Source organism: Shinella zoogloeoides (assembly GCF_022682305.1).
In the GTDB taxonomy this organism is placed as follows: Bacteria; Pseudomonadota; Alphaproteobacteria; order Rhizobiales; family Rhizobiaceae; genus Shinella; species Shinella zoogloeoides_B.
The window spans coordinates 1,830,854-1,856,051 of the sequence record NZ_CP093528.1; the positions used below are offsets into that span (position 1 = coordinate 1,830,854).

Consider the following 25,198-nt stretch of genomic DNA (forward strand, 5'->3'; position numbering starts at 1 on the left):
GTAAGGAGAGATATAGCGGGCGGAGCGATGGGAATCGTTCCGCCCGAAACCGTTCCGGCGGTCGATCAGCCGGAGATATAGGCCTTGATGGCGTCGGCCTCGTGCTGGATGGCTCGGATGTGGGATTTCACCACGTCGCCGATCGAGATGATGCCGACGAGGCGCCCTTCCTTCTCCACGGGGATGTGGCGGGCGCGTAGGGTGCTCATCATTTCCATGAGTTCATCGACGGTCTGGTCTTCGTCGCAGCGATGGACATTGCCCCACATGATGGAGGAAATGGGCTTGTCCAGGCACTCGGCCCCGCTGCGGGCGATGGCGGCCACGATGTCACGCTCGGTCAGGATGCCCGAAATACGGTCGTTGCGATCCACGATGACGATGGCGCCGATGTGATTTTCATGAAGATAGACGGCAGCCTGCCTTACGGTGAGCTGCGGGCCGCCGGTCACGACGTTGCGGCCTTTCTCGTCCAGTATCGTCCTTACATACATGCGTACCTCCCGTGTGCATCATGACGCTGAGAGGCGGGACATCCGCGCAGGGATGCCCTGCCAGTACGTGGGCCATCCCCTTCCTCCTGAAGGATGCTGCCCGATTCCGGTCTGCATGCGCGAACCGGAACAATGTCATGGTGCGCTACGAAGGAGGCGATTGCAAGACGTCCGGCGGAGTATCGTTAATCGCGGCGGCCGCCCTCGCCCGTCACCACGTCGAACAGCGGGAAGAAGAGGAAGCCGAAGAGGAAGCCGCCGATATGCGCCTCCCAGGCCACAGCGCCCCCTTCGACCGGGCCGAAGAGCTGGCCCACGCCGATGAGGAAATTGGTGAGGAACCAGATGCCGGAAAAGACGAGGACCGAGCGATTGGCAAGCGCCTCGCGAATTGTGAGGCGCCGGTTGAGATGGGCGAACTGCCGGCTGACGCGCCCGCTCGGCGAGAAGACGAACCGCGCGGCCGCCCCCATGAGGCCGGACACGACACCGGAAGCGCCGACGACGAGGACCATCGTTCCCCAGTGCAGTGCCGTGTGGAAGGCGACGGCCGCCACGGCGGAAAGACACCAGAACAGGAAGAAGCGGAAAGGCCCGATGCGGCGCACGACCGGCGCACCGAAGGCGACCATCCAGAAGCCGTTGAAGATCAGGTGCTCCCAGCCGCCGTGCAGCAGCGAATAGGTGATCGGGCTCCAGAGCCAGCCGAGATCCTGATCGGCGAGCGGAACGGTGTAGCGCGCCGGAACGAAAGCGAACCGCAGGAGCACGAACTCGTCGGTATAGGGCGACAGGATATAGGTGCGTACCAGATGGATCAGCGTCAGCAGACCCAGCATGAAGACGAGGCTGCCCGGCAGGTTGAAGGCTGGTTCCCGCTTGCGGATTTCCGGCGCGCCCACCTGCGCTCCGATGTCGTCGCCACTCATGACCGATCCACCAAATTCATAAAACAGAATCGCGCTTATACAGAGAAAAGAAAGGCCGTGCAGCTTTCGCTGACGGCCGATGCCCCCAATCCCCGGGGCGGAAGTCGATGTGCAGTAAACCATTCCCTCGCGGAGGGATGAGTGGATACTTCCCCAAGCCGCCCCCAGGCGCAATCGAAACCAATCGTTAACCTTAATATCGCGGTGGCACGAAACTCGCTCCGTCTTGGTCAGCAGCACCGTTCGCCGCCCCGGGCGTGCCGTAACGGAACAGACAGGACAGGAAGACGACCATGCAGACGAAGGCCGCGACGGCGCTTTACGATTATTGGACACGCCAGCGCGGCGAGCGCGCTGTCCCGCTGCGCAGCGCCATCGAACCGGCGGATATCGCGGCGATCCTGCCGGATGTCTTCATTCTGGAGGGCGGCCAGCCGCAGCCTCCCTGCTTCCGGCTTGCCGGCACGCGCCTGTGCGCGCAGTTCGGCCGGGAGCTTAAGGGGCTGGATTTCGCGGCACTTTTCGCCCCCGACCAGCGCGGCCGGATCGCGAAGGTCGCAGACAACGTCATGACGCAGGCCATGCCCGCGGTCCTGCGGGTGCAGCTCGTGGACGGCGCGCTGGACACGACCGAGGCGGAAATCGCGCTGCTGCCGCTCGCGACGACGGCCCGGACGGCGGACCGCATCATCGGCGCCTTCGCTCCCCTGCCCGGCCAGCGCCAGCCGCTTTCGGCCTTCCGCTATGCCACGCTCGGATCCCTGTCCGTCATCGACCCGGCCCGCATGCACGACCTTGCCGGCAACCGCCCCGCAATCCCTGTGCCGACTTCCGTCATGGCCATGCGGCCGGCCGGTTTCGGCCAGAAGGTCAGCCAGGTCATGCACCTGCGCATCTTCGAGGGCGGCCGGCGGCCCGAGGAAACGTAAGGGCACAGCCAGGACAAACCGCGCGAATGCCGGCCCGTGGCGATATTTCCAGTTGCGGCAAACCTTCTGTTAACCTCGAAAGGTTAAAGCTTGGAAACAGTTTGGATGATCAGGCTCGCGTGTTCATGTATTCCTTTCAGCAAGCAACGCCCGCCCGGAAACCCCAGCCCGACCAGCGCAGCTTCCAGCGCGTCGCGGTGAATCTTTCCGGCCGCCTGATGCTCGCCAGCCACGACGAATACGACTGCACCGTCATCGACATGTCGCCGGGCGACGCCAGCTTCGTCTGCACCGCGCGCCCCCGCATGGGCGAGCGCATCATCGCCTATGTCGACCACCTCGGCCGCATCGAGGGCACCGTCGCCCTTCTCGGCGACCAGGGCTTCGCCATCCAGCTCAACGCCACGGACCGCAAGCGGGAAAAGCTCGCCGCCCAGCTCACCTGGATCGCCAACAAGCACGAGCTCGGCCTGCCGGAAGACCGCCGCCACGACCGCCTCACCCCGCGCAACACGCGGACCGACCTGACGCTCGACGACGGGCGGCGCTACCCCTGCCGCATCATCGACCTCTCGCTTTCCGGCGCCGCGGTGGATATCGACGTGCGCCCGGCGCTCGGCACCCCGGTGCAGCTCGGCAGCATGAAAGGCAAGGTCGTGCGCCACTTCCAGGAAGGCGTCGCCATCGAATTCTCCTCCGTCCAATCCCGCGAGGCGCTAACCTCGTTCCTGTAGCGTTTCAGGACGATCGACAGCCGTAACCGTTTCGAAAAGGCCCCACGGGGCCTTTTGCTGTTTCAGGCCGGCCTCAAAAGAATCAAAAAAATCTGCGCCCGCCAAATCGATCCCCGACCGTCCTGCACGCTCGCGAGACAAGCACGATCTCCACCAAGCATTGCGGCAGCCGACGCTACGCCGCGAAACAGGCGCCGCAGTAAGCGACAGAACGACCGAGACCACGCCATTTTTCCGCAGAAAATCCCCGTAAAATCAAATATATGGCATGAAATCGCCAACCTATCCGGCGCAGGTATTTCATTCAATTTTTAATCAAAAGCGATTCAAATACAGATAAAATCAATTTCGAATTTTATTCTTATTTTGTACTTATGCGATCTTGATTTGAACTAAGTTATACTTCGGCTTTTCGCGTAGGATCAAAACATACGTGTCATTGTGACCTCATCAAACGGGGACAAACACAATGACAAAAACGATCAAGACAGGGACGCTTGCCTTCCTCTTCTCTCTTGTCGCAGCGCAGGCCGCCATGGCGCTGCCGGCGAACACGCCGCTGGCCGGCGCGACCAACCAGCCCATCGGCCATTACGAATTCTGCAAGCAGTACAGCGACGAATGCGGCCCCAACGGCAAGGACGACGGCCCGCTCAAGCTGACGCAGGAAAACTGGCAGACCATCCTCAACGTCAACTACGCCGCCAACACCGACTACGTGCCGATGACCGACATGGAAATCTACGGCACGGAGGAAAAGTGGACCTACCCGGACGGCGCGGCGGACTGCGAGGACTACGTCCTCATCAAGCGCAAGCACCTGATGGAAGCCGGCATTTCTCCGTCCAACCTGCTGATCACCGTCGTGCTGCAACCCAACGGCGAAGGCCATGCCGTGCTCACCGTGCGCACCGATCGCGGCGACTTCGTGCTCGACAACATGCGCAACAAGGTCCTGCTCTGGTCTGAAACCGAATACCGCTTCCTCAAGCGCCAGTCCTCGGCCAATTCCGGCAAGTGGGTGAAGCTGCAGGACGGCCGCGCCGAAGCTGTCGGTAGCGTCAAGTAATCCACGACTTGCCCGGCGACACCGCCGGGCACGAAAAAGGGCCCGGTCAGTCCCCCAATCCCCGTCCCCGACCAAGGCCCTGCGGCCGGTTCTCCTGTCCCGGAACCGGCCGCTTTCTTTTCCGCCCCCTCGCCCGGCCGCATCTCAACCAAAAATTAACCCTGTTCGCAGACGCTCCTGAAAAATCCCCACACGGACGGGAATCGGCGCGAGGCGAGAATGGCTGCGGTAACGACCGGCAACGAAGAACATGCCCCGCTCATCTCCAACCGCTTCCTCACGCGCCTGACCGTCGGCGTCGCGATGCTCGCGGGCCTGACGGTGGCGATCAGCGTCGGCGGCCGCATGCTCGGCGAACGCATCGCCCTTGCCGGGCACACCGAGAGCACGGCGGCGATCGACATCGTCATCGGACAGGACCAGATCCGCCTGCCGGCCAACACGATCCGCTTCGAGGAAGAGCGCCACACCGGCCGCGCCGAGCGCGTCGATCTCTATCTGACCTGGCCTGAAATGAACGGCTACTCCAACGGCGAGCGCGCGCGCTTCAATGATGCGAACCATCCCGAGAGCCTGATTTTCCTCAATCTTTCACAGAGCACCATGTCGCGGGACATGTCCGGCCGGCTGGAGCCGATCTACAGCCATCTCTTCGACGACCGCCCCGAACCGGGGCCTGCCGGCCTCACCCGCCAGCCGCTGAAGGAAAATTCCGGCTATGGCGGCGAGGTTTTCTTCACCGGCATCCTGCCCGACGGCTCCGACTATGCGGTGCGCTGCATGATCCCGGCCGACGATGCGCAGTCGACGAGCGCCGATTGCCAGCGCGATATCCACATCGGCCGCGATCTTTCCGTGCTCTACCGTTTTTCGAGCAGACTTTTGCCGCAGTGGCAGGCCATGGAGGCGCGCGTTCGCGACTATCTCGGCCGGTCCCTGGTCGAAAACGGCCGCGCAGCTTCCGCCATCCGCTCCCGATAAAACAGCACCAATCTCAGAAACCAATGATTCATCATAAACCGATTGGTAACGCTGTGCCGCTACTGTGCCCGAAACGGTCGCTCCGGCAGACGCCGCCCGAACGACATGTGCAATCCGAGACTGAAGAGTAACGTAGTGTCCCGTTCCGCAATCCTCGATTTCCTCCCCCGCTCCTGTAAGGCTATTGCCAATGCGGCGAAAGGTCTGGCGATGATCGGGATGGTCGCCACCGTCGCCTTCGCCGCCCCGGCGGCCGCCGCGCCGAAATATTCCGGCATCGTCATCGACGCCAAGACGGGCAAGGTGCTTTACAGCGAAGACGCCGACGAACTGCGCTATCCGGCTTCACTCACCAAGATGATGACGCTGTACCTGACCTTCGAGGCGCTCGAAGCCGGCAAGATCAGCCTCAATTCCCGTGTGCCCTTCTCCAGGAACGCCTCGAGCGAGCCGCCGACCAAGCTTGGCGTGCGCCCCGGCAATTCCATCACGGTGGAACAGGCCATCCTCGGCCTCATCACCCGCTCGGCGAACGACGCCTCCACGGCGCTCGCCGAATTCCTCGGCGGCTCGGAAGAACGCTTCGCCCGCCTGATGACGCAGAAGGCCCGCGCGCTCGGCATGACGCGCACCGTCTATCGCAACGCCAACGGCCTGCCCAACACGGCGCAGGTGACGACGGCGCGCGACCAGGCCCGCCTCGGCATCGCGCTGCGCCAGCATTTCCCGCAGTACTATTCCTTCTTCTCCACCCGCAGCTTCCGCTTCGGCAAGCAGGTCATCAACGGTCATAACCGCCTGCTCGGCAGCGTGCGCGGCGTCGATGGCATCAAGACCGGCTATACCCGCGCCTCGGGCTACAACCTCGTGACCTCGGCCATGGCCGATGGCCGAAGCGTCGTCGGTGTCGTCATGGGCGGCCGTTCGGGCGGCGCCCGCGACCAGCAGATGCGCAAGCTGATCGCCGCCTACATGCCGAAGGCTTCGCGCCGTGGCGGCGGCGACCTGATCGCCCAGACCGAGGATGCCCCGACGCTGACGGCGGATGTCGCAACGACGGCCGTCACCGCCTCCGCAGCTTCGATCAAGGGAAGCCTCGACCTGCCGGAAAACGGCCCGGTCCCGGCCGGCCGCTACAATGAAGGTCGCATCGAAACGGCCTATGCCACCACCGAAAGCAGCTCGGAAGTCGTCGGCAAGCGCGCGCTCGCCGCCACCCTCAAGGTCCAGCGCGCCGCCGTCGTTCCGCAGGAAGACCTGACGGGTGAGGTCGACACCACCAACAGCATCGTCGACAACCTGACCACCTCTGCCGTTTCCGAAGCCACGCCCTCGGGCTGGGTGATCCAGATCGGCGCGACGCCGGACCGGGACCAGGCCAACAAGCTGCTCGAAAAGGCGCAGAACCAGGGCGGCAAGTCGCTCTCCAGCGCCAAACCCTTCACCGTGGCGGTCAATAGCGGCAGCGAACAGCTCTTCCGCGCCCGTTTCGGCGGCTTCGACAACCAGGATCGCGCGGCGGCCGCCTGCAAGGTGCTGAAGCGCAAGGGCTTCGCCTGCTGGGCCAGCCAGCAGTAAGAACACCGGACCGCGCCGTCAGCGGCGCGTCCCGAACTACCGCCTTGCACCCGCAACGGCCACCGGTGAGGTATTGCGTACCGGAGGTCGCGGGGGAAGGCCGGCAAGCCCTTCAAAAGGCTCTGCCATCCTCGATTGGGTATTGCGTACGAGGCAGATCATGGCGATGAACGAGAACATGTTCGATGTCCCCCCCGCAGCGCGCGACGAAAAGCGCAAGTCGCTGAAGGGCACGCTCCATCCGCTGCACGAGGCGGCGATGCGGATCGCGGATATCGGGCTTGGCCGTTCGCGCAACAGGACGAAGGATCTCGTTGGCATGCTGCTGGCGCATGGGGCACGCGCCTGGCGCTCCGGCCAGCCCGCCGCCGGCATCCACCTGCATGTCGGCGCCAGCGAGCGCCGTTATCCGGTTCGCCTGCGTCTTCGCTAGAAGTCTTCAGAGAAGGCCGAGTTCGGCCAGTTCCCGGCGCAGTTCCAGCGGCAGGTCCGCGGCGCCCTCGCCCATGTCCTTGAGATCGCGCGGCGCGTCGTCTTCGGTCAGATAGCGCCATCCCTGGAAGGCGCGGCGAGGCTGAAGCTCGGTTTCGATCACTTCCGGCCCGAGAACGAGTTCACAGCGCGAGATGCCGTTCGAATCCGTGAAGGCCTTGATGCCGAGCAATTGCTGCCGGGCCTGCACCTGTCCCTTGATCACCCAGTAGAGCGACCCGCCGTCGAGCAGCTCCGCGTCGCGCTTGGGGATCATTCGGGTGATATGGCTGGAATGCGGCTCCATGCCCGCCGCCATCGCGATCAGCGAGCGCTCGGATACCCATTCACGCAGATCGTCGATCGAGTCCGCGCCGACACAGAGTTTGAGGAGATGCAGGGCCATGCCCCTTTGAACGCCCTTGCGACGGCCCGGTCAAGGGGCCGCCGTGTCGCACTCCACAGCCAAGGACGCCCGGTCAGCACTCCACCACGTTGACGGCAAGGCCGCCGGTGGAGGTTTCCTTGTACTTCTCGTTCATGTCGACGCCCGTCTGGCGCATCGTCTCGATGCAGGCGTCGAGCGGCACGAAATGCGTGCCGTCGCCCTTGATGGCGAGCGAGGCGGCCGTCACCGCCTTGACCGCGCCGAGCGCGTTGCGCTCGATGCAGGGAACCTGCACGAGGCCGGCAATCGGATCGCAGGTCATGCCGAGATGATGTTCCAGCGCGATCTCGGCGGCATTCTCCACCTGTTCCGGCGAACCGCCCATGACGGCGGCAAGGCCGGCGGCGGCCATGGCGGAGGCGGACCCCACCTCCCCCTGACAGCCGACCTCGGCGCCCGAGATCGAGGCATTGTGCTTGATGATGCCGCCGACGGCGGCGGCCGTCAGCAGGTAGTCGCGGATGCCGTCCTGGTCGGCATCCTCATGGAAATGCAGGTAATAGCGGATCGTGGCAGGCACGACACCGGCAGCGCCGTTGGTTGGTGAGGTGACGACGCGGCCGCCGGCGGCATTCTCCTCGTTGACGGCCATGGCGTAGACGGAGAGCCAGTCGTTGGCGAGCAGCGGGTTCGCCTTGTTGGAACGCCACTCCTCCTGCAGCTTGTCATGGATGGAGCGCGCGCGGCGACGCACCTTCAGGCCGCCCGGCATGATGCCCTCGTTCTTCAGGCCCCGGTCGATGCAACTCTTCATCGCCTCCCAGATGCGGTCGAGGCCGGCATTCAGCTCCTCGCGCGACATGGTGGCTTCCTCGTTCGCGCGCTTCATCTGCGCGATGGTCATGCCCGAGCGCTCCGCCATGTCCAGCATCTGCCTGGCGGAGGCGAAGGGGAACGGCACCTTCTTGTCGCTGGAGCGCGCCTTGCTGGCGCGCATCTGCTCCAGCTCCGTGTCGGTGACGACGAAACCGCCGCCGACGGAGTAATAGATGCGCTTGAGGAGCAGGCGGTCGTCACGGTCATAGGCCGAGAAGGTCATGCCGTTGGCATGGCCGGGCAGCGGGTTCTTCTTGTCGAAGATCAGGTCGGTCTTCGGCTGGAAGGCATAGCCCGGATGGCCGGGCGGCGTGATGCGACCGGTGCGCTCGACCTCCTCGATGATCGCGTCCATGCGGTCCGGATCGACCGAATCGGGACGTTCGCCCATGAGGCCGAGGATGACCGCGCGGTCGGAACCGTGGCCGATGCCCGTATAGGCGAGCGAGCCGTGCAGGCTCATGCGGACGGCGGCGACATGCGCGCCGGCCGGACGTGGCCAGTCGGAGGAAAGAATCAGGTCCAGAAAGCGGTTCGCCGCCGACATCGGCCCCATCGTATGGGAGCTCGACGGCCCGATACCGATCTTGAAAACATCGAAAACCGAAAGAAACATTGCCTGGACTTCTCCCTTGCCTCGGCGGGCGCTTTGACCCTTGAGGCTACGTTATCCTGCCACGCTCCCATGGCGGTCTCCCGACATCGGTTTTTACGAGCGCGACATCCCCCTCCGGCAAGTCTTAAAACAAAAACAGCGCGCCTGGGAGGGGCGCGCTGTTAATGTAAGGACGATTGACCTGTGTTTTCAGATGCCGCCGAAGAGATAGGCGATGACCAGAACGGCGCCAAAACCGAGGACTGCACGAGCGGTGACGCCCCAGCAGGATTTCTGAACAGTGCTTTCCATGATTTCCCCGATGGAAGATATCGTTGCAGCCGCCATCCGGGCGCTGCGTGAGGCCCTGTTTAATGAAGAATTTATGAAACCGCAATCGCGAAAAATGGCGAAACCAAGGCGCGGGTGTCATGGGAGACCCGCGTCCAGCGCATGACCTGTCGCAAAATCAGACAGTTGCGCCTCCATCCCGCCGCCTCCGTTTTGCCCAAGGTCTGAATGCACTCCACACATTCTTGCAGATCGGGCTTGCAGGCCGTGATCGCCATCAAGAGCGGTAGGATTAAATCGTGCCGCATGGTACAAGATATCAAAGAGAGTGAACGCCATGCGCACAACGCAATCCCTCAGCATCACCCTGCCCATCGAAATGGCCGAAATGGTCAAGGCCAAGGTGGCATCCGGTGAATATGCCTCCGAAAGCGAGGTTATCCGCGACGGTCTTCGCACGCTGGCGGCTCGTGACGCCGTGGTGGAACGCTGGCTACGCGACGAAGTTGCCCCCGCCTACGACGCACACAAGAACGACCCGACACGGACAGTGCCGCTGGATCAGGGTATGGCGAATGTTCGCGCGCGCATTGCAAAGGCAAAAAGCCGGTGAAGCATTACAAGGTTCGACTATCGCCGGAAGCGGAGACGGACCTCGTTCATATCCATGACTATGTCGAGACACGTTCCGCCTCAGCCGCTACCGCCGATCGCTACATCGAGCGTATCGCGGGCTTTCTCTCGTCGTTCGACATGTATCCCGAGCGTGGCACGGTGCGAGATGAAGTTCGCCCCGGCCTGCGCGTTGTCGGATTCGAGCGCAATATCAGTGTCGCATTCATAGTTGAGGCATACGACGTGGTAATCCTGCGCATCCTTGCAGGCGGGCAGGAATTCTCCTCCTCCCGATAGCACCCTTCTGCTTTCGACGGCGGAGGGCCGGTGCGCCGAAACGCTTGCAAAATACGCAATCCATGGCACAACGCTCGGTCATGAGCACCCCGGACCTCACCGCCCTTGCCCTCTTTATCGCCCTGTGGATGGGCTATTCCTGGATCACGGACCGGGCACGTTTCCTCGACCGGGTCAGCCTCACGCGCGCCATGAGTTCACAGCGCGCGGTGTGGATCCGCAACGCCATGCACCGGGACCTGCGCATGATCGACACGCAGATCATGGCGGGCCTGCAGAACGGGACGGCCTTCTTCGCCTCCACGTCGCTGCTGGCGCTCGGCTCCTGCTTCGCCCTGCTCGGCGCGACGGAACAGGTTTTCGCGATCTTCAGCGATCTGCCCTATTTCTTCCGCGGCAGCCGCGCCGGTTTCGAGCTGAAGGTCGGCGGCCTTGCCATCATCTTCGGCTATGCCTTCTTCAAGTTCGGCTGGTCCTACCGGCTCTTCAACTATTGCACCATCCTGCTCGGCGCGATGCCGATGAGCGGCGACGTCCACAAGGACCCTGCCGGCGCCGATCTTGCCGCCGACAAGGTCATCCGTATGAACATCCTTGCCGCGAAGCATTTCAACAAGGGGCTTCGCGCCATCTTCCTGTCGATCGGCTATCTCGGCTGGTTCGTCAGCCCCTATCTGTTCATCATGACGACCGTCGGCATCATCATCGTCCTCATCCGCCGGCAGTTCTATTCCGAAGCACGCCTCGCGGTGCTCGAAAACCTCGACTGACAAATCCCTGACGGCCTCCTTTCGGCCATCCGCCCGGCGCAAGCTTGGCGTGACATTCTGCTATGGACCAGGCAATGCGGCGACCCCGAACCATGATGACGACGGTGATTGACGGCAATGCAGCAGCAGGAGACGGCGGCGCCGAAGCGCGCCGCCTGCCGCGCATTCCGCTGATCGACCAGGCCCGCGGCGTCGCGTTGATCGCCATGGCGATCTATCACTTCACCTGGGACCTCGGCTTCTTCGGCTATATCGAGCCGGAGACGGCGGCGACCGGCGGCTGGCGCATCTTCGCGCGGGTGATCGCCGGCAGCTTCCTCTTCCTCGTCGGCTTCAGCCTCGTGCTCGGCCACCAGCAGGGTTTTCGCCCGAGGCCGTTCTTCATCCGCCTCGGCAAGATCGCGCTGGCGGCGGCGGCCATCACCGTCGCCACATGGTTCGCCTTTCCGCAGACTTTCATCTTTTTCGGCATCCTGCACGCCATCGCCGCCGCGAGCCTGATCGGCCTCCTCTTCGTGCGCCTGCCGGTCGTTGTGACATTGCTTGCTGCGACTGCGGCCGTCGCAGCGCCACTTTATCTGCGCGCGCCGTTCTTCGACCATCCGGCTCTCTGGTGGGTCGGCCTTTCCGTCGATGTGCCGCGCTCGAACGACTACGTGCCGCTGCTGCCATGGATCGCGCCCGTGCTGCTGGGCATCGCGCTTGCAAGGCTCTTCGTGGCAAGCCCGCTTCCCGAACGGCTCGCCGGCTACGGCAATGCGACGAAAGGCCGGTGGAAAACGCTGCTGGAGAAAGCCGGTCGCCACAGTCTCGCCATCTACCTTATCCACCAGCCTGTGCTGATCGCGCTGGTCTACGGCTTCTCGCTGGTGGTCCCGGCTCCTGCGCCGGATCCGGTCGCCGGATACACGAAAAGCTGCATGCGCGCCTGCGAGGGCGAGCGGGACACCGGTTTTTGCCGGAGCTTCTGCGGCTGCACGCTGGACGGGCTGATGGAACAGGACCTCTTCGCCGACCTGAACAGCGGCGCGATCGACATCACGACGGACGAGCGGATCGCAACGCTCTCCTCGCAATGCACGGCGGATGCCGAAACGAGACCCGACCCGAAGGAGTAGGATCATGAACGCCTATCGCATGAAGCCACTCGCCTTTCCCTGGCCCCCGCTGATCTACGGCGCGGCCATAGCGGCGGCCTTCCTGCTCCAGGCGTATTTTCCGCTCTCCGTCGCTGAGACCAATGTCTGGATCGCCCGGGCGGCGGGCGGCATCCTGGTCATGACGGCCATCGTGCTCGACGTCTGGGCCATGCGCACGCTACTCGACTGCCATACGACGATCCTGCCGAACCGCTGCTCGACGCATCTGGTGACGTCCGGCCCCTACCGCTTCACCCGCAATCCCATCTATCTCGGCTATACGCTGGCGACGGCCGGCATCGGGCTGGCCATGCTCAATCCCTGGTGCATCGTCACGGCCATGATCGCCGCCGGCATGACGAACGCCATCGCGATCAAGCGCGAGGAGATGCATCTGCTCTCGCGCTTCGGCATCGATTTCGAACGCTATTGCAACGGAACGACGCGCTGGATCTGAATGAGGCTCAGGTGCCGACGCCGATTTCGGCGAGGCGCGTCAGGCAGGCTTCCTCGACATTGTCGAGTTCGGCCAGTGTTTCCTCGATATCGCGACGCTTCTGCCGCAGCTCGTCGCGCTTCTCGCTGACCTTCGCCATCAGCAGTTCAAGCTGGCCGACTTCGCCCGGCGGATCCTTGTAGACTTTGATGATGTCGCGGATTTCGGCGATGGTGAAGCCTATGCGGCGGCCGCGCAGGATTTCCTGGATCAGCCGGCGGTCGGCGGGACGGAAAAGGCGCGTGCGACCGCGACGCTCGGGATTGATGAGTCCCTCGTCCTCGTAGAAGCGCAAGGTGCGGGTGGAAACCCCGAATTCGCGCGTCAGCTCGGTTATGGTATAAAACTTGTCCACGCCTGCTCCGATCTTCTCTGAGCAGGCATTTTATTGACTTTTACGTATAAGTCAATTTTTCCTCTTTTCAGCCGGGAAAGCGGTGCGCTTTTCGCCTAGCGGACGGCGAACCACCAGGTCGCAAGGCCGAGAAACGCGAAGAAACCGACGATATCCGTCACCGCCGTCACGAAGACAGCGGAGGAAACCGCGGGGTCCGCCCCCGCCCGGTCAAGGAACAGCGGGATCGCGATTCCCGCCAGCGCCGCCGCCGTCATGTTGATGAGCATGGCCGCCGCGATGACGCCGCCGATATTGGGATCATGGAACCAGACGCCCGCCACGATGCCGATCATGACGCCGAAGGCCATGCCGTGCAGCAGGCCGACGCCCGCCTCGCGCCGCACGACGCGCCAGGCGTTGTGAATGTCGAGATTGCGGGTGGCGAGCGCCCGGACGGTAACGGTCATGGTCTGCGAGCCGGCATTGCCGCCCATGCCCGCAACGATGGGCATCAGCACGGCGAGCGCCACGATCTCCTCGATGGTGCCCTCGAAGAGCGAAATGACGGAAGCCGCCAGGAAAGCCGTCAGCAGGTTGACCAGCAGCCACGGCGCGCGGGAACGCACGGTCTCGATGGTGGTGTCCGACAGCTCTTCGTCGCCGACGCCGCCGAGGCGCAGCAAATCCTCCTCCGCCTCTTCCTGGATGACGTCGACCACGTCGTCGATGGTCAGCACGCCGACGAGGCGGCCGTTCTCGTCGACGACGGCGGCGGAGAGAAGGTCGTACTGCTCGAAGAGCTGCGCGGCTTCTTCCTGGTCCATCTCGGCCGGGATCGGGTGGTTCGTCTCCTGCATGATCGTCTCGACCTTCGCGCCGCGATGGGTGCGCAGGATACGGTCGAGGTCGATGGCGCCGAGCAGGCGGAAGGTCGGGTCGATGACGAAGATCTGCGAGAAGCTGTCCGGCAGGTCCGCATCGTCGCGCAGGTAGTCGATCGTCTGGCCGACCGTCCAGAACGGCGGCACGGCGACGAACTCGGTCTGCATGCGGCGACCGGCCGTGCTTTCGGGATAGTCGAGCGAGCGGCGCAGACGGATTCGCTCAGTGAACGGCAGCTTGGAGAGGATCTCCTCCTGATCCTCCTGGTCGAGGTCTTCCAGGATGTAGACAGCGTCGTCCGAATCCATCTCGCCGAGCGCGGCGGCGATCTGCTCATTGGGCAGGTGCTCGACGATATCGAGACGGATCGCCTCGTCGACCTCGGTCAGCGCCGCAAGGTCGAAGTCCGCGCCGAGCAGCGAGACGAGCTGGCGGCGCTGTTCCGGCTGGATCGCCTCCAGCAGGTCGCCCATTTCCGATTCGTGCAGCCGCGCCACATGGCGGCGCAGGAACAGGAGATCGCGGTCGGCGATGGCCGCGCCGACATACATGAGGAAGTCCGAGCGAATCGAACCGTCCTCGGCATAGATGTCATCGCCGTCGAAAGTGTCTTGCGCCAGCTCGCCCTCAGGGATGCGGTCGTCATCGCCGGTGTCTTCCATCGGGGCCGCTCCTTGTACCGGGATCGTCCGGCCGTGCGCTGCGGCAGAGCCGGATGACAGGGATTGCTTGCAGGGTTCGACGCGACGCCCTCGCCGGAGGCCCCGCCTTTCATCGTGCTAACGCAAAGCATGCGGCCGGTCCATCGCCCGGAAGCGGCAAAAGCCGGCTCCGTGTGAAAAAATCGCAAGCTGTTGCAACGTCATGCAAATCACGCGATTCGCACGCCACCGTTTCCCCCTCGCCGCAAAAAGGCTAGGAAAAGCCATTCCAACCGACACCCAGGAGCCGCCATGGCGATCCTCCCCATCCTCCGCTACCCCGATGCCGGCCTGCGCACGCCCTGCCGCAGGATAGAGACCTTCGACCAGCGCCTCGCAACGCTCGCCGGCGACCTCGCCGCCACCATGCGCGCCGCACCCGGCATCGGCATAACCGCCGCCCATGTCGGCATCGCCGAGCGACTGACGGTCATCGAGCTGGACGGCCCGGCCTCGCAACGTGTCTACGTCAATCCGCAGATCGAGTGGTTCTCGCCGGAAACCCAGCGCCATACCGAAGGCAGCGTCTCCATGCCCGGCGTGACGGACGAGGTGGAGCGCCCCGCCCGCATCCGCCTCACCTACCAGGATCTCGAAGGAACACCCCGTACGGAAGACGCCGACGGTCTCCTCGCCGTCTGTCTCCAGCACGAAATCGACCAGCTCGACGGTATTTTCTGGATCGACCGGCTGTCGCGGCTGAAGCGCGAGCGCATCGTCAGGAAGTTCCGGAAAATGGGCGAATAGTTTCGGCTTTCCGGGAACCACGGCAAGCGTGCGGCGTTCAGAATTTGTCCCAACCACAGGAAAGGAGACATCCCATGATCGCAGCAAGCCAGATTCGCGAGCATATGGACGTCATGGCCGCGGACGGCCGCCACGTCGGCACCGTCGATCACATGGAAGGCGACAGCCGGATCAAGCTGACCAAAAGCGATTCGGCAGACGGCCGCCATCACCTCATTCCGCTCGACTGGGTCGACCACGTCGATGCGCATGTGCACCTCAACAAGGACGCCGATGAAGTACGCCGGCAATGGTCGTCGGTGAACTGACGGCAGCGCTGCCTGAACAATGAATGAAGCGGAAGGCCGGCTCCTTGGAAAAGGGCCGGCAAACGGCCTGAGGCCTCACGCAGCGTCCCGCATCCCCGCGAGCTTTTCCTTGCAATGATGCCGCATCATAGCCGTTTCAAGATTACGTCTTCCCCGCAAATCCGCATCCGCCTTTGCAGCATCCATCCTCCTGCACCAGTCCGCATCCAGCACATGATCTGGGATGCGCGGCATGCAGGATGCCAATATGAGCAAGGAACAGAGGGCGAGGATGCGCATCATGGAAATTCCCCCAATCGGCAGCGCCCGTAGGGCCGAAAAACAAAAAACCCGGCACTAGGCCGGGTTCTTTTGGTGCGGTCGAGAAGACTCGAACTTCCACGGGTTGCCCCACAGCGACCTCAACGCTGCGCGTCTACCAATTCCGCCACGACCGCATCGTGGTAGGTGTCGTCTTGCGGCGACGGAGGTGCATGTAGCAAAAGGTTTTTGGGTGCACAAGGCCGCGCGGCAAGAAAAATGACGGAAAGCGAAACAATTTCAAAAGGACCTGTGCGGAAGCCCGGAAACCCCTGAAATCCTTGCACGATCGCCCCCATATCTGGCACAACGAAAGCAAAAAGGACGGCCCTCATGCAACGTCAGGACATTTCCGCTCCCCTTCTTGCCGCCGCCGGCTCGCCGCCGGTGCGCTGGCGCGTCGCGCGCGACCTCGTGCCCTATGACGTCGCCGTCGAAACCATGGAAAACGAAGCGGCGGCGATCGCCAATGGCGAGGCCGACGAACTCGTCTGGCTCGTCGAGCATCCGCCGCTCTACACGGCCGGCACCAGCGCGGACGTGGCCGATCTGGTGGCGCCGGACCGCTTCCCGGTGTTTTCCACAGGCCGCGGCGGCGAGTACACCTATCATGGCCCCGGCCAGCGCGTCGTCTACGTCATGCTCGACCTGAAGCGCCGCCGGCAGGATGTGCGCGCCTTCGTGGCGGCGCTGGAGGCCGTGGTAATCGATGCGCTCTCTTCCATGAATGTACGCGGCGAGCGGCGAGAGGATCGCGTCGGCGTCTGGGTCAGGCGGCCGGAGCGGCCCGCCTTGCCGGACGGCTCGCCCGCCGAGGACAAGATCGCCGCGATCGGCATCCGGCTGCGCCGCTGGGTGAGCTTCCACGGCTTCTCGCTGAACGTCGATCCCGACCTCGAGCACTTTTCCGGCATCGTGCCGTGCGGCATCCGCGGCTATGGCGTGACGAGCCTCGTCGATCTCGGCCTGCCCGTCATGATGAGCGATGTCGACATGCGGATCCGCGATTCGTTCGAGCACGTCTTCGGGCCGACCGTTTCGGAGACGGACTGTCGACCGGCCTGATTCACTCGAAGGCGATATCGGCCGTCGCCTGCCGGCTCCTGTGCTCGCGCCAGATGATGAAGAGGCCGGAAGCGACGATGATGGCGATGCCGAGCCATTTGGACGGCGTCGGGAAATCGCCGAAGATCGCATAGCCGAGCACCGTCGCGGAAATGATCTCGAAATACTGGAACGGCGCGAGCAGCGAGAGCGGCGCCATGCGGAAGGCACGCACCACGAGCATGTGGGCATAGCCGGACAGCGCACCGAGGACGACGAGGAGCGCCAGCGTGAAGAGCGAGGGCGGCAGGGAGATCGCAAAATCGGCGATACCGACCGAGGAGCCGGCAAGCAGCGCCGCGCCCATGAAGAGCGTTCCGCCGAAGCCGGCGATGGTCTGCATCGTGAGCGGGGAATCGGCATTGCCGAGCGCGCGGTTCATGAAGAGATAGATGGAATAGAGGAAGGCGCAGGCGACCGGCAGCAGCGCGGTCCAGCCGAAGACGATGAAGCTCGGCTGGATGACGATGAGCGCGCCACCGAAGCCGACCATGATGGCGAGCCAGCGCCGCCAGCCGACGCGCTCGCCGAGGAAGACCGCCGACATGGCGGTGAGGATGAACGGCTCGACGAAGTAGATCGCGAAGACATCCGCCAGCGGCATGTATTTCACCGCGGCGAAGAACAGCAGGCTTGCCGCCCCGTGGATCGCCCCGCGCAAGAGGTTCATCCACGGCCGCTTCGGCCGCAGCATGGCCGCGCCGGCCGCGGTGAAGATCAGCGGGACGGTGCAGAGGATCTGGAAGAAGAAGCGGTAGAACGTCACCTGCCCGGGCGACATGCCCGCATAGTTGGCCATGTACTTGGCGATGGCGTCCATGCAGGGCAGCATGAGCATGGCGGCCGCCATTAGCGCCACGCCCTGCATTACGCTTCCTTCCGTCCGATCCCCGGCGGGGCCTGCGGCATTGTTCATGATGCGATTCGTCCTTCGCTCCCCGATACCCCTTTACCGCCTTACGGCACCACCGGAAATCCCGCCATTGCGCGGGCGGCGCAAAGCGGCGCATTTGAGGTAGAGGCGCCGGCCCGCCTGCCTGTAGACTTGCGGGGACAGGCAATGGAGGCCGTGATGACCTTTCCCGGCGAGAGCGAAAGCAACACCATCCCCTTCCCCTTGCGCCCCCGCGACGGCGATACGCTCGGCGGACGCATCTGGCGGGCGCGCGACGCGCTCGGCTATTCGCTGGAAGACCTCGCCTGCCGCCTCGCCCTGCCGGAAGAAACGGTGGGCGGATGGGAGCGCGACCATGCGGAGCCGGAGGCCGGAGCGCTCTTCAGGCTGGCCGAGACGCTCCGCGTTTCCCCTTCCTGGCTGATCGCCGGCATCGGCACGCCGCCGCCCGAGCCGGCCGGCAGCGAATATCTCTATCCGCTGCAATGCCGTCTCAGGGAGGTCCGGCAATTGCACGAGCAGACGGGCAATGCGATTGCCGCGCTCGAAGCCGAAATCGCCCGGTTGATCGACAGGGATCAGGACTGATTTTTCCCACCATCGCACTTGAGACCCCGGGCCGGCTCTGCAATGGTCGGCCCAACGAGAATCCCATAGGAGATGAAAATGGACGTACGCGCCGCCGTAGCCGTTCAGGCCGGCAAACCGCTTGAGATCATGACCGTACAGCTCGAAGGCCCGCGCGCCGGCGAAGTGCTGGTCGAGGTGAAGGCGACCGGCATCTGCCACACCGATGACTTCACCCTGTCGGGCGCCGACCCGGAAGGCCTCTTCCCCGCCATCCTCGGCCATGAGGGTGCGGGCGTCGTCGTCGATGTCGGCCCGGGCGTCACCTCGGTGAAGAAGGGCGACCATGTCATCCCGCTCTACACGCCGGAATGCCGCGAGTGCTATTCGTGCCTGTCGCGCAAGACCAACCTGTGCACCGCCATCCGCGCCACCCAGGGCCAGGGCCTGATGCCCGACGGCACGTCGCGCTTCTCCATCGGCAAGGACAAGATCCATCACTATATGGGCTGCTCCACCTTCGCCAACTACACGGTCCTGCCGGAGATCGCGCTGGCCAAGGTCAACCCGGACGCCCCCTTCGACAAGATCTGCTACATCGGCTGCGGCGTGACGACCGGCATCGGCGCCGTCATCAACACGGCCAAGGTCGAGATCGGCTCGACGGCCGTGGTCTTCGGCCTCGGCGGCATCGGCCTCAACGTGCTGCAGGGCCTTCGCCTTGCCGGCGCGGACATGATCATCGGCGTCGACATCAACCCCGACCGCAAGGCATGGGGCGAGAAGTTCGGCATGACGCACTTCGTCAATCCGAAGGAGGTCGGCGAGGACATCGTGCCCTATCTCGTCAACATGACGAAGCGGAACGGCGACCTGATCGGCGGGGCGGACTACACGTTCGACTGCACGGGCAACACCAAGGTGATGCGCCAGGCGCTGGAATCGGCCCATCGCGGCTGGGGCAAGTCGGTCATCATCGGCGTTGCCGGCGCGGGTCAGGAAATCTCCACCCGTCCGTTCCAGCTCGTCACCGGCCGCCAGTGGATGGGCACGGCCTTCGGCGGGGCGCGCGGGCGCACGGACGTGCCGAAGATCGTCGACTGGTACATGGACGGCAAGATCCAGATCGACCCGATGATCACCCACACCATGCCCCTCGAAGAGATCAACACCGGCTTCGACCTCATGCATTCGGGCAAGTCCATCCGCGGCGTGGTCGTCTATTGATGACGGCACCCGCCTACAGCGTCGATGTGCGCCGGCTGGAGGCCTTCTCCGCCGGCGAACTCTACGCGCTGCTCAGGCTGCGCGTGGACGTCTTCGTCGTGGAGCAGGACTGTGCCTATCCGGAACTGGACGGCAAGGACGAGGCCGCGCTGCACCTCAGGCTGCTGATAGACGGCGAAACGGCAGGCTACGCGCGGCTGTGGCGGCCCGAAAACGCGCCGCCGCGTATCGGCCGCGTGCTCGTCGCGCCGGCCCATCGTGGCAAACGGCTCGGCAAAGCGCTGATGCGCGAGGCGATCCGGGCCTGCGAGACGCAGTTTCCGGGCGTGCCCATCGCGCTCTCCGCGCAAAGCCATCTGGAGCATTTCTACCGTTCGCTCGGCTTTGCACCGACATCGGCGGAATATGTCGAGGACGGCATCCCGCATATCGACATGCTGCGCGCGACCAGCGAAACTTGATCGCATTGCCGCATACGGGCAGGCCGAGAGAAAGACAAACCGGATGACCGAGGACCGACCCACCATCTTCGTTGACGCCGACGCCTGCCCGGTCAAGCCGGAAATCCTGAAGGTGGCGGAGCGCCACGGCCTGCCGGTGACCTTCGTGGCCAATTCCGGGCTTCGCCCGTCACGCGATCCCATGGTGCGGAACGTCATCGTGTCGGGCGCCTTCGACGCGGCCGACAACTGGATCGCAGAGAATGTCCGCGAGGGCGACATCGTCATCACCGCCGACGTGCCGCTCGCCGGACGCACGGTCGCCAGCGGCGCGCATGTCACCGGGCCGACCGGCCGGCTGTTCGACAGGACCAATATCGGCATGGCGAGCGCCATGCGCGACCTCGGGGCACATCTGCGCGAAACGGGCGAAAGCAAGGGCTACAATGCCGCCTTCTCACCGCGCGACCGTTCCACCTTCCTCGAAACGCTCGACCGCCTCTGCCGGCGGGCGAAGAACGCACGGGCGGGCGAATGACGGACAAGCCGGGGCGCAGGATCTACGGGCGGCATGTGCCCTTCTATGCCGGGATCGGCGCGGCGGCGCTCGGCCTTGCGGGCGCGCTATGGCTGAAACCGGATTTCGCCATCGACATCGCGGCCCTCGCCTTCTTCCTCTGCTACCTGCTCCTCACCGCATGGCGCCTGCCGCATCTGACGGCGGCGTATCTCGAACACTACGCGACCGACGCCGACGAGCCGGCCGCCATCATCTTCGCCGTCACCTTCGCGGCCGTCGCCGTCTCGACCGGCTCGCTCTTCGTCGTGCTGAACCGGGAAGCGGCGACGGGTCTCGAATTCGTGCTCGCCTTCGCTTCCGTCGCCCTCGGCTGGCTCACCATCCATACCATGGCGGCGCTGCACTACGCCCATCTCTACTGGCGACCGGGCAGCACGGAAGCGAGCCGAGGCGCCGGTCGAAGCCTTGCCTTTCCCGGCGACACGCCGCCGGGCGCCTACGATTTCCTCTACTTCGCCTTCGTCATCGGCATGACGGCGCAGACCTCGGACGTCGCGATCACCTCGACGGCGATGCGCAAGGTCAACCTGCTGCACGCCGTCGTCTCCTTCTTCTTCAACACGGTGCTGGTCGCCGCCGCGGTGAATGCGGCGGTCTCCCTCGCCTCGTGAAACCCTTCGGAGTTCCAATATGAAAGTGCTTTCCCAGAACACGGCCTTCGGCGGCATGCAGGGCGTGTTCGCCCACGATTCCGAAGCCTGCAAATGCGAGATGACCTTCGCCGTCTTCGTGCCGCCGCAGGCGATCCTTGAGCCGCGCCCGGTGCTCTGGTATCTCTCCGGCCTCACCTGCACCCACGCCAATGTGATGGAGAAGGGCGAATATCGCCGCATGGCCGCCGAACTCGGCCTGATCGTCGTGTGCCCGGATGTCAGCCCGCGCGGCGACGACGTGCCGGACGAGATCACCAACTGGCAGATGGGCAAGGGCGCGGGCTTCTATCTCGACGCCACCGAAGCGCCGTGGGCGGAAAACTTCCAGATGTACAGCTACGTCGCGGAAGAACTGCCGAACCTCCTTCGCCAGCATTTCCGCATGGACATGGAGCGCCAGGGCATCTTCGGCCATTCGATGGGCGGCCATGGGGCGATGACCCTTGCGCTCAAGCATCCCGACCGGTTCAAGAGCTGCTCGGCCTTCGCCCCCATCGTCGAGCCGTCCACCGCCGACTGGTCCGCACCGGCCTTCGAGAAATATCTCGGCGCCGACAAGGCGGCGTGGCGGGAGTACGACGCCTGCGCGCTCGTCAAGGACGGCGCGCGCTTCCCCGAATTCCTGATCGATCAGGGCAAGGCGGACGGTTTCCTCGAAAACGGCCTGCGGCCCTGGCTCTTCGAGGAGGCGATCAAGGACACGGATATCAAGCTGACGCTGCGCATGCACGAGCGCTACGACCACTCCTACTACTTCATCTCGACCTTCATGGACGACCACCTGAAGTGGCATGCCGAGCGGCTCGGATAACCCGGTGTGGCGGGGGCGCATGGCTGGCATGCCGCCCCTGCCCTTGCCCTCGCCGCACGGATGAGCGATAGTCCGCCCCGGTAGACGGCTACCGCCGGACAGGGTCCGGTCACGAACGCGGGGACGGCCTCGCTCCCTTGAAACGGAGTAGGCGCAATGCCCTGGATCCTCCTCACCCTCGCCGGTCTCTTCGAAATCGGCTGGGCCATCGGCCTCAAATATACCGACGGTTTCACCCGTCCGCTTCCGACCGTTCTGACGGCCGGCTCCATGCTGGTCAGCATCGTGCTTCTCGGCCTCGCCGTGAAGACGTTGCCCATGGGCACCGCCTATGCGATCTGGACCGGCATCGGCACGGTCGGCACGGTCATTCTCGGCATCGTGCTCTTCGCCGAGCCGGTGACCGCCATGCGCCTCGGCTGCATCGCCCTCATCGTCACCGGCATCCTCGGCCTGAAATTCGTCGCCTGACGGCGGATTGTTTCAGCCGGACCGGCTTTGCACTCCCTTCCGTCCGTTCGGAAGGGAGTGCTTTCGCACGTTATCAGCGCGGAATATCGGCAAGCACGGCGGCGGCGATGTCCAGCTCTTCACGGCGCAGTTCCCGGCGGCGGAAAGCCTCCTCGTCCGTGCCCCAATGCTCGATCTGCCAGTCCTCGTCGATATGGGCGAGCGACCAGGCCTTGTCGGCGTCGATCACGCCTTCGGCAAGCGCCAACCCCAGCAGCGCCGAGCCGGTCAGCGTCGTGACGGTATGCACGCAGGCGAGCGCCAGCGGATCACGCCAGTCCGACAGCGCGGCGGCGAAAGCCTCAATCGCCGCTACGGGCTGCTCCTGGTGCATCACGCCCTCGACAAGGATGAAACGCGCGCCCCTGGCATCCGCCGCCCAGCGCAGGACGGGGTCCCAGCCGTCGCGCTGGCGATCCACGAGACCGGCCGGCGAATCCGCGCGGTAGCACAGCATATCCGTGCCGGAGAACCGCACGATCTCCTCGAAAACCGCATCGAGATTGTCCGCAACACCGTCGATGGCCGTATTGATAAGGCGCGTCACCGGCATTTTCGCCGGATCGATCTCCTCACCCTGCCCGTCCCATTCGGCGCGCAGGCGGTCCGCAATCGGCTGCGCGGGCACGGCCAGCAGCTTCTTGCCCGGCGTGCGCACGGGGCGGCCGTCGAGCAGGATGCGGAAGCCTTCGTCCGTCCGGTCGGTGGAGACGGCCTTGTAGAAACGCTTCGGCAGCGGGCGCTTCATCTGGATCTGCGCGCGGCGAACCGGATCGGGATCGCTCATCGCATCGGAAAGATCGCTCAGGATATCACGCATCGGAAATCTCCAGCCATTCGAGAAGGTCGGCGGGCGTGCGCAGGATGTGGTCCGCGCCGGCGTCGACCAGCTCGGGCACGCTCGCATAGCCCCAGGACACGCCGATCGCCTTCGCCCCGGCCGCCTTCGCCATCTGCATATCGTAAATCGCATCGCCGATGACAACCGTCCGGGCCGCATCGATGCCCGCTTCGCTACAGCATTCCGTCACCATCGCCGGATGCGGCTTGGACGGGCAATCGTCCGCTGTGCGCGAAACGAAGAACGTGCTGTCGAAACCGTGCGTCGCACGGATGAGGTCGAGGCCGCGGCGGGACTTGCCGGTAACGGCCCCGAGAAGAAGGGCGTCCTCGCGCTCCAGCCGCGCCATCATCGCGGCAATGCCGGGGAAAAGCGGCTCCTGGAAGCCGGCCTCGGCGCGCACGCCCATATAGGTCGCCTTGTAATGCGCGGTCATCGCCAGCGCTTCGTCGTCGACATGCGGCTTGCCCTGCATGCGGGCAATGGCGATGTCGAGCGTCAGGCCGATGATCGCCTTGGTTTCGGAAACATCCGGCCGCGCATGGCCGAAATCGACGAAGGTGCGCGCCATCACCTCATGGATCAGCTTCACGCTGTCGACCAGCGTGCCGTCGCAATCGAAAAGAACGAGACGCATCAGTCGTCGTCCCCGTCAGCCGCGTTCTGGTCGAAGCCGAAGAGGTTCCACGTCTGCACCATATGCGGCGGCAGCGGCGCGGTCACGCGCAGGCGTCCGCCGGAAGGATGCGGAATGTCGATGTGGCGGGCATGGAGATGCAGGCGGTTCTGCACGCCGCCCGGAAAACTCCAGTTCGTGTCGGCCTCGAAATATTTCGGATCGCCGAGGATCGGATGGCCGATATGGGCGGCATGAACGCGGAGCTGGTGGGTGCGGCCCGTGTAAGGCTCCATCTCCAGCCAGGCGAAGTTCTGCCCCGCCTGCTCCACGACCCGGTAGAAGGAGACGGCGTGGTCCGCGCCGTCCTCGCCGTGCCTGGCGATGCGCATGCGGTCGCCGTCCGGCGTCTGCTCCTTGACGAGCCAGGTGGAGATCTTGTCCTCGCGCTTCTTCGGCACGCCCTTGACGACGGACCAGTAGGTCTTCTTGGTGTCGCGCTCACGGAAGGCGGCGGTCAGCTTTTGCGCCGCGCCGCGCGTGCGGGCGATGACGAGGACGCCCGACGTGTCGCGGTCGAGCCGGTGCACGAGGCGCGGCTTCTCGCCCTTCTGGCTCGTCCATGCCTCCAGCATCTTGTCGATATGCCGCGTGACGCCCGAACCGCCCTGCACGGCGATGCCGGCCGGCTTGTTGAGCACGAACACCTTGTCGTCCTCATGCAGCAGCATGCGGGCAAGCAACTCGCCGTCGGGGGAATGCTTCAGGTCGCGGCCGGCGATGGGGCCGGATTTCGGCGCCTTCGCATCCACCTCCATGGGCGGGATGCGGATCGTCTGGCCGGGCTGCACGCGCGTATCGCTCTTGGCGCGGCCCCCGTCGATACGCACCTGGCCGGAGCGCAGCAATTTCTGGAGCTGGCCGAAGCCGAGGCCCGGATAGTGGACCTTGAACCACCGGTCGAGGCGCATGCCCGCCTCGTCGTTGTCCACCTGCTTGTGTTCGATGCCTGCCATCTTCGCCTTCT

At 64.4% G+C, this 25,198-nt stretch carries 33 protein-coding genes and 1 tRNA gene; 21 read left to right on the forward strand and 13 right to left on the reverse strand.

Annotated features, from left to right (window positions below; all coding sequences use genetic code 11):
* Positions 1–65: 65 nt before the first annotated feature.
* Positions 66–494 carry a CBS domain-containing protein gene (locus MOE34_RS09370; RefSeq protein ID WP_160784311.1) on the reverse strand — a complete coding sequence of 143 codons (429 nt, stop codon included), beginning with the start codon at positions 492–494 and terminating at the stop codon, positions 66–68.
* A gap of 185 nt (positions 495–679) precedes the next feature.
* Positions 680–1,423 (reverse strand): rhomboid family intramembrane serine protease, encoded by a 744-nt coding sequence (locus tag MOE34_RS09375; RefSeq protein WP_242223130.1) that lies wholly within the window; start codon positions 1,421–1,423, stop codon positions 680–682.
* 293 nt (positions 1,424–1,716) lie between these two features.
* On the opposite strand from MOE34_RS09375, the gene MOE34_RS09380 reads away from it, so the two are divergent.
* The 6 genes from MOE34_RS09380 (at position 1,717) to MOE34_RS09405 (ending at position 7,147) form a co-directional block, all read left to right on the forward strand.
* Positions 1,717–2,352: a PAS domain-containing protein gene (locus tag MOE34_RS09380; RefSeq protein WP_160784313.1), complete on the forward strand. Its 636-nt coding sequence runs from the start codon at positions 1,717–1,719 to the stop codon at positions 2,350–2,352.
* 125 nt (positions 2,353–2,477) lie between these two features.
* Positions 2,478–3,086: a PilZ domain-containing protein gene (locus MOE34_RS09385; protein WP_242223132.1), complete on the forward strand. Its 609-nt coding sequence runs from the start codon at positions 2,478–2,480 to the stop codon at positions 3,084–3,086.
* 469 nt (positions 3,087–3,555) lie between these two features.
* A complete protein-coding gene (locus MOE34_RS09390; protein WP_160784315.1) occupies positions 3,556–4,155 on the forward strand; it encodes a transglutaminase-like cysteine peptidase in 600 nt (199 codons plus the stop codon).
* A 219-nt stretch (positions 4,156–4,374) separates the two neighbouring features.
* Entirely contained in the window at positions 4,375–5,136 is a 762-nt protein-coding gene (locus tag MOE34_RS09395) for a hypothetical protein (RefSeq protein ID WP_242223133.1), read from the forward strand.
* A gap of 105 nt (positions 5,137–5,241) precedes the next feature.
* Complete coding sequence (locus tag MOE34_RS09400; RefSeq protein ID WP_431522421.1) at positions 5,242–6,714, forward strand: SPOR domain-containing protein; 1,473 nt, start codon at positions 5,242–5,244, stop codon at positions 6,712–6,714.
* A 160-nt stretch (positions 6,715–6,874) separates the two neighbouring features.
* Complete coding sequence (locus MOE34_RS09405; RefSeq protein WP_242223135.1) at positions 6,875–7,147, forward strand: hypothetical protein; 273 nt, start codon at positions 6,875–6,877, stop codon at positions 7,145–7,147.
* 6 nt (positions 7,148–7,153) lie between these two features.
* Here the strand turns inward: MOE34_RS09405 and MOE34_RS09410 are convergent, their stop codons facing one another.
* Positions 7,154–7,591 (reverse strand): DUF1489 family protein, encoded by a 438-nt coding sequence (locus MOE34_RS09410; RefSeq protein WP_242223137.1) that lies wholly within the window; start codon positions 7,589–7,591, stop codon positions 7,154–7,156.
* Positions 7,592–7,664: 73 nt separating this feature from the next.
* Positions 7,665–9,065, reverse strand: a complete 1,401-nt coding sequence (locus tag MOE34_RS09415; protein ID WP_242223138.1) for an L-serine ammonia-lyase — start codon at positions 9,063–9,065, stop codon at positions 7,665–7,667.
* Between the two features lie 607 nt (positions 9,066–9,672).
* On the opposite strand from MOE34_RS09415, the gene MOE34_RS09420 reads away from it, so the two are divergent.
* The 5 genes from MOE34_RS09420 to MOE34_RS09440 all read left to right on the forward strand — a co-directional run bounded on the left by MOE34_RS09420 (position 9,673) and on the right by MOE34_RS09440 (position 12,613).
* Positions 9,673–9,948 (forward strand): ribbon-helix-helix domain-containing protein, encoded by a 276-nt coding sequence (locus MOE34_RS09420; protein ID WP_242223140.1) that lies wholly within the window; start codon positions 9,673–9,675, stop codon positions 9,946–9,948.
* Positions 9,945–10,247, forward strand: a complete 303-nt coding sequence (locus MOE34_RS09425) for a type II toxin-antitoxin system RelE/ParE family toxin (RefSeq protein ID WP_242223142.1) — start codon at positions 9,945–9,947, stop codon at positions 10,245–10,247. The genes MOE34_RS09420 and MOE34_RS09425 overlap by 4 nt, the downstream gene beginning before the upstream one ends.
* 80 nt (positions 10,248–10,327) lie before the next feature.
* Positions 10,328–11,017 (forward strand): DUF599 domain-containing protein, encoded by a 690-nt coding sequence (locus MOE34_RS09430; protein ID WP_242223870.1) that lies wholly within the window; start codon positions 10,328–10,330, stop codon positions 11,015–11,017.
* A gap of 95 nt (positions 11,018–11,112) precedes the next feature.
* Positions 11,113–12,135, forward strand: coding sequence for a DUF1624 domain-containing protein (locus tag MOE34_RS09435; RefSeq protein WP_431522435.1), 1,023 nt, complete (start codon positions 11,113–11,115; stop codon positions 12,133–12,135).
* A gap of 4 nt (positions 12,136–12,139) precedes the next feature.
* Complete coding sequence (locus tag MOE34_RS09440; protein WP_242223146.1) at positions 12,140–12,613, forward strand: methyltransferase family protein; 474 nt, start codon at positions 12,140–12,142, stop codon at positions 12,611–12,613.
* 7 nt (positions 12,614–12,620) lie between these two features.
* On the opposite strand, the gene MOE34_RS09445 is transcribed toward MOE34_RS09440, so the two are convergent.
* The gene (locus MOE34_RS09445) at positions 12,621–13,007 is read right to left on the reverse strand and encodes a MerR family transcriptional regulator (protein ID WP_242223147.1); all 387 of its coding nucleotides are present in this window, start codon (positions 13,005–13,007) and stop codon (positions 12,621–12,623) included.
* A gap of 95 nt (positions 13,008–13,102) precedes the next feature.
* Positions 13,103–14,533 (reverse strand): magnesium transporter, encoded by a 1,431-nt coding sequence (gene mgtE, locus MOE34_RS09450; RefSeq protein WP_242223148.1) that lies wholly within the window; start codon positions 14,531–14,533, stop codon positions 13,103–13,105.
* Positions 14,534–14,824: 291 nt separating this feature from the next.
* On the opposite strand from mgtE, the gene MOE34_RS09455 reads away from it, so the two are divergent.
* Positions 14,825–15,319: a peptide deformylase gene (locus tag MOE34_RS09455; protein ID WP_242223151.1), complete on the forward strand. Its 495-nt coding sequence runs from the start codon at positions 14,825–14,827 to the stop codon at positions 15,317–15,319.
* Between the two features lie 74 nt (positions 15,320–15,393).
* Positions 15,394–15,627 carry a DUF2171 domain-containing protein gene (locus MOE34_RS09460; protein ID WP_242223153.1) on the forward strand — a complete coding sequence of 78 codons (234 nt, stop codon included), beginning with the start codon at positions 15,394–15,396 and terminating at the stop codon, positions 15,625–15,627.
* A 75-nt stretch (positions 15,628–15,702) separates the two neighbouring features.
* Here the strand turns inward: MOE34_RS09460 and MOE34_RS09465 are convergent, their stop codons facing one another.
* The 3 genes from MOE34_RS09465 to MOE34_RS09475 all read right to left on the reverse strand — a co-directional run bounded on the left by MOE34_RS09465 (position 15,703) and on the right by MOE34_RS09475 (position 16,262).
* The gene (locus MOE34_RS09465; RefSeq protein ID WP_242223155.1) at positions 15,703–15,909 is read right to left on the reverse strand and encodes a hypothetical protein; all 207 of its coding nucleotides are present in this window, start codon (positions 15,907–15,909) and stop codon (positions 15,703–15,705) included.
* 70 nt (positions 15,910–15,979) lie between these two features.
* Positions 15,980–16,064 (reverse strand) — tRNA-Leu (locus tag MOE34_RS09470).
* Complete coding sequence (locus tag MOE34_RS09475) at positions 16,029–16,262, reverse strand: hypothetical protein (protein WP_242223157.1); 234 nt, start codon at positions 16,260–16,262, stop codon at positions 16,029–16,031. The genes MOE34_RS09470 and MOE34_RS09475 overlap by 36 nt, the downstream gene beginning before the upstream one ends.
* Here MOE34_RS09475 and lipB point away from each other — a divergent pair.
* Positions 16,261–16,992, forward strand: a complete 732-nt coding sequence (gene lipB / locus MOE34_RS09480; RefSeq protein ID WP_242223161.1) for a lipoyl(octanoyl) transferase LipB — start codon at positions 16,261–16,263, stop codon at positions 16,990–16,992. The two genes, MOE34_RS09475 and lipB, sit on opposite strands and share 2 nt — an antisense overlap.
* Position 16,993: 1 nt before the next feature.
* On the opposite strand, the gene MOE34_RS09485 is transcribed toward lipB, so the two are convergent.
* Positions 16,994–17,947 (reverse strand): DMT family transporter, encoded by a 954-nt coding sequence (locus tag MOE34_RS09485; protein ID WP_242223163.1) that lies wholly within the window; start codon positions 17,945–17,947, stop codon positions 16,994–16,996.
* A 156-nt stretch (positions 17,948–18,103) separates the two neighbouring features.
* On the opposite strand from MOE34_RS09485, the gene MOE34_RS09490 reads away from it, so the two are divergent.
* The 7 genes from MOE34_RS09490 to sugE all read left to right on the forward strand — a co-directional run bounded on the left by MOE34_RS09490 (position 18,104) and on the right by sugE (position 22,675).
* Positions 18,104–18,514 carry a helix-turn-helix domain-containing protein gene (locus tag MOE34_RS09490; RefSeq protein ID WP_242223165.1) on the forward strand — a complete coding sequence of 137 codons (411 nt, stop codon included), beginning with the start codon at positions 18,104–18,106 and terminating at the stop codon, positions 18,512–18,514.
* Positions 18,515–18,592: 78 nt separating this feature from the next.
* Entirely contained in the window at positions 18,593–19,720 is a 1,128-nt protein-coding gene (locus MOE34_RS09495; RefSeq protein WP_160784330.1) for an S-(hydroxymethyl)glutathione dehydrogenase/class III alcohol dehydrogenase, read from the forward strand.
* Positions 19,720–20,181 carry a GNAT family N-acetyltransferase gene (locus MOE34_RS09500; RefSeq protein WP_242223167.1) on the forward strand — a complete coding sequence of 154 codons (462 nt, stop codon included), beginning with the start codon at positions 19,720–19,722 and terminating at the stop codon, positions 20,179–20,181. Before MOE34_RS09495 ends, MOE34_RS09500 begins: the two co-directional genes overlap by 1 nt.
* A gap of 43 nt (positions 20,182–20,224) precedes the next feature.
* Positions 20,225–20,698 carry a YaiI/YqxD family protein gene (locus tag MOE34_RS09505; RefSeq protein WP_242223169.1) on the forward strand — a complete coding sequence of 158 codons (474 nt, stop codon included), beginning with the start codon at positions 20,225–20,227 and terminating at the stop codon, positions 20,696–20,698.
* Complete coding sequence (locus MOE34_RS09510) at positions 20,695–21,351, forward strand: DUF1345 domain-containing protein (RefSeq protein ID WP_242223171.1); 657 nt, start codon at positions 20,695–20,697, stop codon at positions 21,349–21,351. The genes MOE34_RS09505 and MOE34_RS09510 overlap by 4 nt, the downstream gene beginning before the upstream one ends.
* A 19-nt stretch (positions 21,352–21,370) precedes the next feature.
* The gene (gene fghA / locus MOE34_RS09515) at positions 21,371–22,204 is read left to right on the forward strand and encodes an S-formylglutathione hydrolase (protein WP_242223173.1); all 834 of its coding nucleotides are present in this window, start codon (positions 21,371–21,373) and stop codon (positions 22,202–22,204) included.
* A 156-nt stretch (positions 22,205–22,360) separates the two neighbouring features.
* The gene (sugE, locus tag MOE34_RS09520) at positions 22,361–22,675 is read left to right on the forward strand and encodes a quaternary ammonium compound efflux SMR transporter SugE (protein WP_160784335.1); all 315 of its coding nucleotides are present in this window, start codon (positions 22,361–22,363) and stop codon (positions 22,673–22,675) included.
* A gap of 73 nt (positions 22,676–22,748) precedes the next feature.
* Here the strand turns inward: sugE and MOE34_RS09525 are convergent, their stop codons facing one another.
* From MOE34_RS09525 to MOE34_RS09535, 3 genes are read right to left on the reverse strand one after another with little or no spacing between them, the layout of a single operon-like run.
* The gene (locus MOE34_RS09525; protein WP_242223175.1) at positions 22,749–23,534 is read right to left on the reverse strand and encodes an ATP12 family chaperone protein; all 786 of its coding nucleotides are present in this window, start codon (positions 23,532–23,534) and stop codon (positions 22,749–22,751) included.
* Positions 23,527–24,192 carry an HAD-IA family hydrolase gene (locus MOE34_RS09530; protein ID WP_242223177.1) on the reverse strand — a complete coding sequence of 222 codons (666 nt, stop codon included), beginning with the start codon at positions 24,190–24,192 and terminating at the stop codon, positions 23,527–23,529. The genes MOE34_RS09525 and MOE34_RS09530 overlap by 8 nt, the downstream gene beginning before the upstream one ends.
* A complete protein-coding gene (locus MOE34_RS09535) occupies positions 24,192–25,187 on the reverse strand; it encodes an RluA family pseudouridine synthase (RefSeq protein WP_242223179.1) in 996 nt (331 codons plus the stop codon). Before MOE34_RS09535 ends, MOE34_RS09530 begins: the two co-directional genes overlap by 1 nt.
* Positions 25,188–25,198 lie beyond the last annotated feature (11 nt).

What these genes read in the sequence shown, in the direction of transcription:
- mgtE (WP_242223148.1), bottom strand. Translation starts at nt 14,533, where the DNA reads ATGGAAGACACCGGCGATGACGACCGCATCCCTGAGGGCGAGCTGGCG.
- MOE34_RS09510 (WP_242223171.1), top strand. Translation starts at nt 20,695, where the DNA reads ATGACGGACAAGCCGGGGCGCAGGATCTACGGGCGGCATGTGCCCTTC.
- MOE34_RS09440 (WP_242223146.1), top strand. Translation starts at nt 12,140, where the DNA reads ATGAACGCCTATCGCATGAAGCCACTCGCCTTTCCCTGGCCCCCGCTG.
- MOE34_RS09405 (WP_242223135.1), top strand. Translation starts at nt 6,875, where the DNA reads ATGGCGATGAACGAGAACATGTTCGATGTCCCCCCCGCAGCGCGCGAC.
- MOE34_RS09430 (WP_242223870.1), top strand. Translation starts at nt 10,328, where the DNA reads ATGAGCACCCCGGACCTCACCGCCCTTGCCCTCTTTATCGCCCTGTGG.
- MOE34_RS09435 (WP_431522435.1), top strand. Translation starts at nt 11,113, where the DNA reads ATGACGACGGTGATTGACGGCAATGCAGCAGCAGGAGACGGCGGCGCC.
- MOE34_RS09465 (WP_242223155.1), bottom strand. Translation starts at nt 15,909, where the DNA reads ATGATGCGCATCCTCGCCCTCTGTTCCTTGCTCATATTGGCATCCTGC.
- MOE34_RS09415 (WP_242223138.1), bottom strand. Translation starts at nt 9,065, where the DNA reads ATGTTTCTTTCGGTTTTCGATGTTTTCAAGATCGGTATCGGGCCGTCG.
- MOE34_RS09400 (WP_431522421.1), top strand. Translation starts at nt 5,242, where the DNA reads ATGTGCAATCCGAGACTGAAGAGTAACGTAGTGTCCCGTTCCGCAATC.
- MOE34_RS09460 (WP_242223153.1), top strand. Translation starts at nt 15,394, where the DNA reads ATGATCGCAGCAAGCCAGATTCGCGAGCATATGGACGTCATGGCCGCG.
- MOE34_RS09490 (WP_242223165.1), top strand. Translation starts at nt 18,104, where the DNA reads ATGACCTTTCCCGGCGAGAGCGAAAGCAACACCATCCCCTTCCCCTTG.
- MOE34_RS09390 (WP_160784315.1), top strand. Translation starts at nt 3,556, where the DNA reads ATGACAAAAACGATCAAGACAGGGACGCTTGCCTTCCTCTTCTCTCTT.
- MOE34_RS09370 (WP_160784311.1), bottom strand. Translation starts at nt 494, where the DNA reads ATGTATGTAAGGACGATACTGGACGAGAAAGGCCGCAACGTCGTGACC.
- MOE34_RS09495 (WP_160784330.1), top strand. Translation starts at nt 18,593, where the DNA reads ATGGACGTACGCGCCGCCGTAGCCGTTCAGGCCGGCAAACCGCTTGAG.
- MOE34_RS09525 (WP_242223175.1), bottom strand. Translation starts at nt 23,534, where the DNA reads ATGCGTGATATCCTGAGCGATCTTTCCGATGCGATGAGCGATCCCGAT.
- MOE34_RS09410 (WP_242223137.1), bottom strand. Translation starts at nt 7,591, where the DNA reads ATGGCCCTGCATCTCCTCAAACTCTGTGTCGGCGCGGACTCGATCGAC.
- lipB (WP_242223161.1), top strand. Translation starts at nt 16,261, where the DNA reads ATGCAACGTCAGGACATTTCCGCTCCCCTTCTTGCCGCCGCCGGCTCG.
- MOE34_RS09505 (WP_242223169.1), top strand. Translation starts at nt 20,225, where the DNA reads ATGACCGAGGACCGACCCACCATCTTCGTTGACGCCGACGCCTGCCCG.
- MOE34_RS09535 (WP_242223179.1), bottom strand. Translation starts at nt 25,187, where the DNA reads ATGGCAGGCATCGAACACAAGCAGGTGGACAACGACGAGGCGGGCATG.
- MOE34_RS09375 (WP_242223130.1), bottom strand. Translation starts at nt 1,423, where the DNA reads ATGAGTGGCGACGACATCGGAGCGCAGGTGGGCGCGCCGGAAATCCGC.
- sugE (WP_160784335.1), top strand. Translation starts at nt 22,361, where the DNA reads ATGCCCTGGATCCTCCTCACCCTCGCCGGTCTCTTCGAAATCGGCTGG.
- MOE34_RS09380 (WP_160784313.1), top strand. Translation starts at nt 1,717, where the DNA reads ATGCAGACGAAGGCCGCGACGGCGCTTTACGATTATTGGACACGCCAG.
- MOE34_RS09530 (WP_242223177.1), bottom strand. Translation starts at nt 24,192, where the DNA reads ATGCGTCTCGTTCTTTTCGATTGCGACGGCACGCTGGTCGACAGCGTG.
- MOE34_RS09385 (WP_242223132.1), top strand. Translation starts at nt 2,478, where the DNA reads ATGTATTCCTTTCAGCAAGCAACGCCCGCCCGGAAACCCCAGCCCGAC.
- MOE34_RS09455 (WP_242223151.1), top strand. Translation starts at nt 14,825, where the DNA reads ATGGCGATCCTCCCCATCCTCCGCTACCCCGATGCCGGCCTGCGCACG.
- MOE34_RS09500 (WP_242223167.1), top strand. Translation starts at nt 19,720, where the DNA reads ATGACGGCACCCGCCTACAGCGTCGATGTGCGCCGGCTGGAGGCCTTC.
- MOE34_RS09485 (WP_242223163.1), bottom strand. Translation starts at nt 17,947, where the DNA reads ATGAACAATGCCGCAGGCCCCGCCGGGGATCGGACGGAAGGAAGCGTA.
- MOE34_RS09395 (WP_242223133.1), top strand. Translation starts at nt 4,375, where the DNA reads ATGGCTGCGGTAACGACCGGCAACGAAGAACATGCCCCGCTCATCTCC.
- MOE34_RS09475 (WP_242223157.1), bottom strand. Translation starts at nt 16,262, where the DNA reads ATGAGGGCCGTCCTTTTTGCTTTCGTTGTGCCAGATATGGGGGCGATC.
- fghA (WP_242223173.1), top strand. Translation starts at nt 21,371, where the DNA reads ATGAAAGTGCTTTCCCAGAACACGGCCTTCGGCGGCATGCAGGGCGTG.
- MOE34_RS09420 (WP_242223140.1), top strand. Translation starts at nt 9,673, where the DNA reads ATGCGCACAACGCAATCCCTCAGCATCACCCTGCCCATCGAAATGGCC.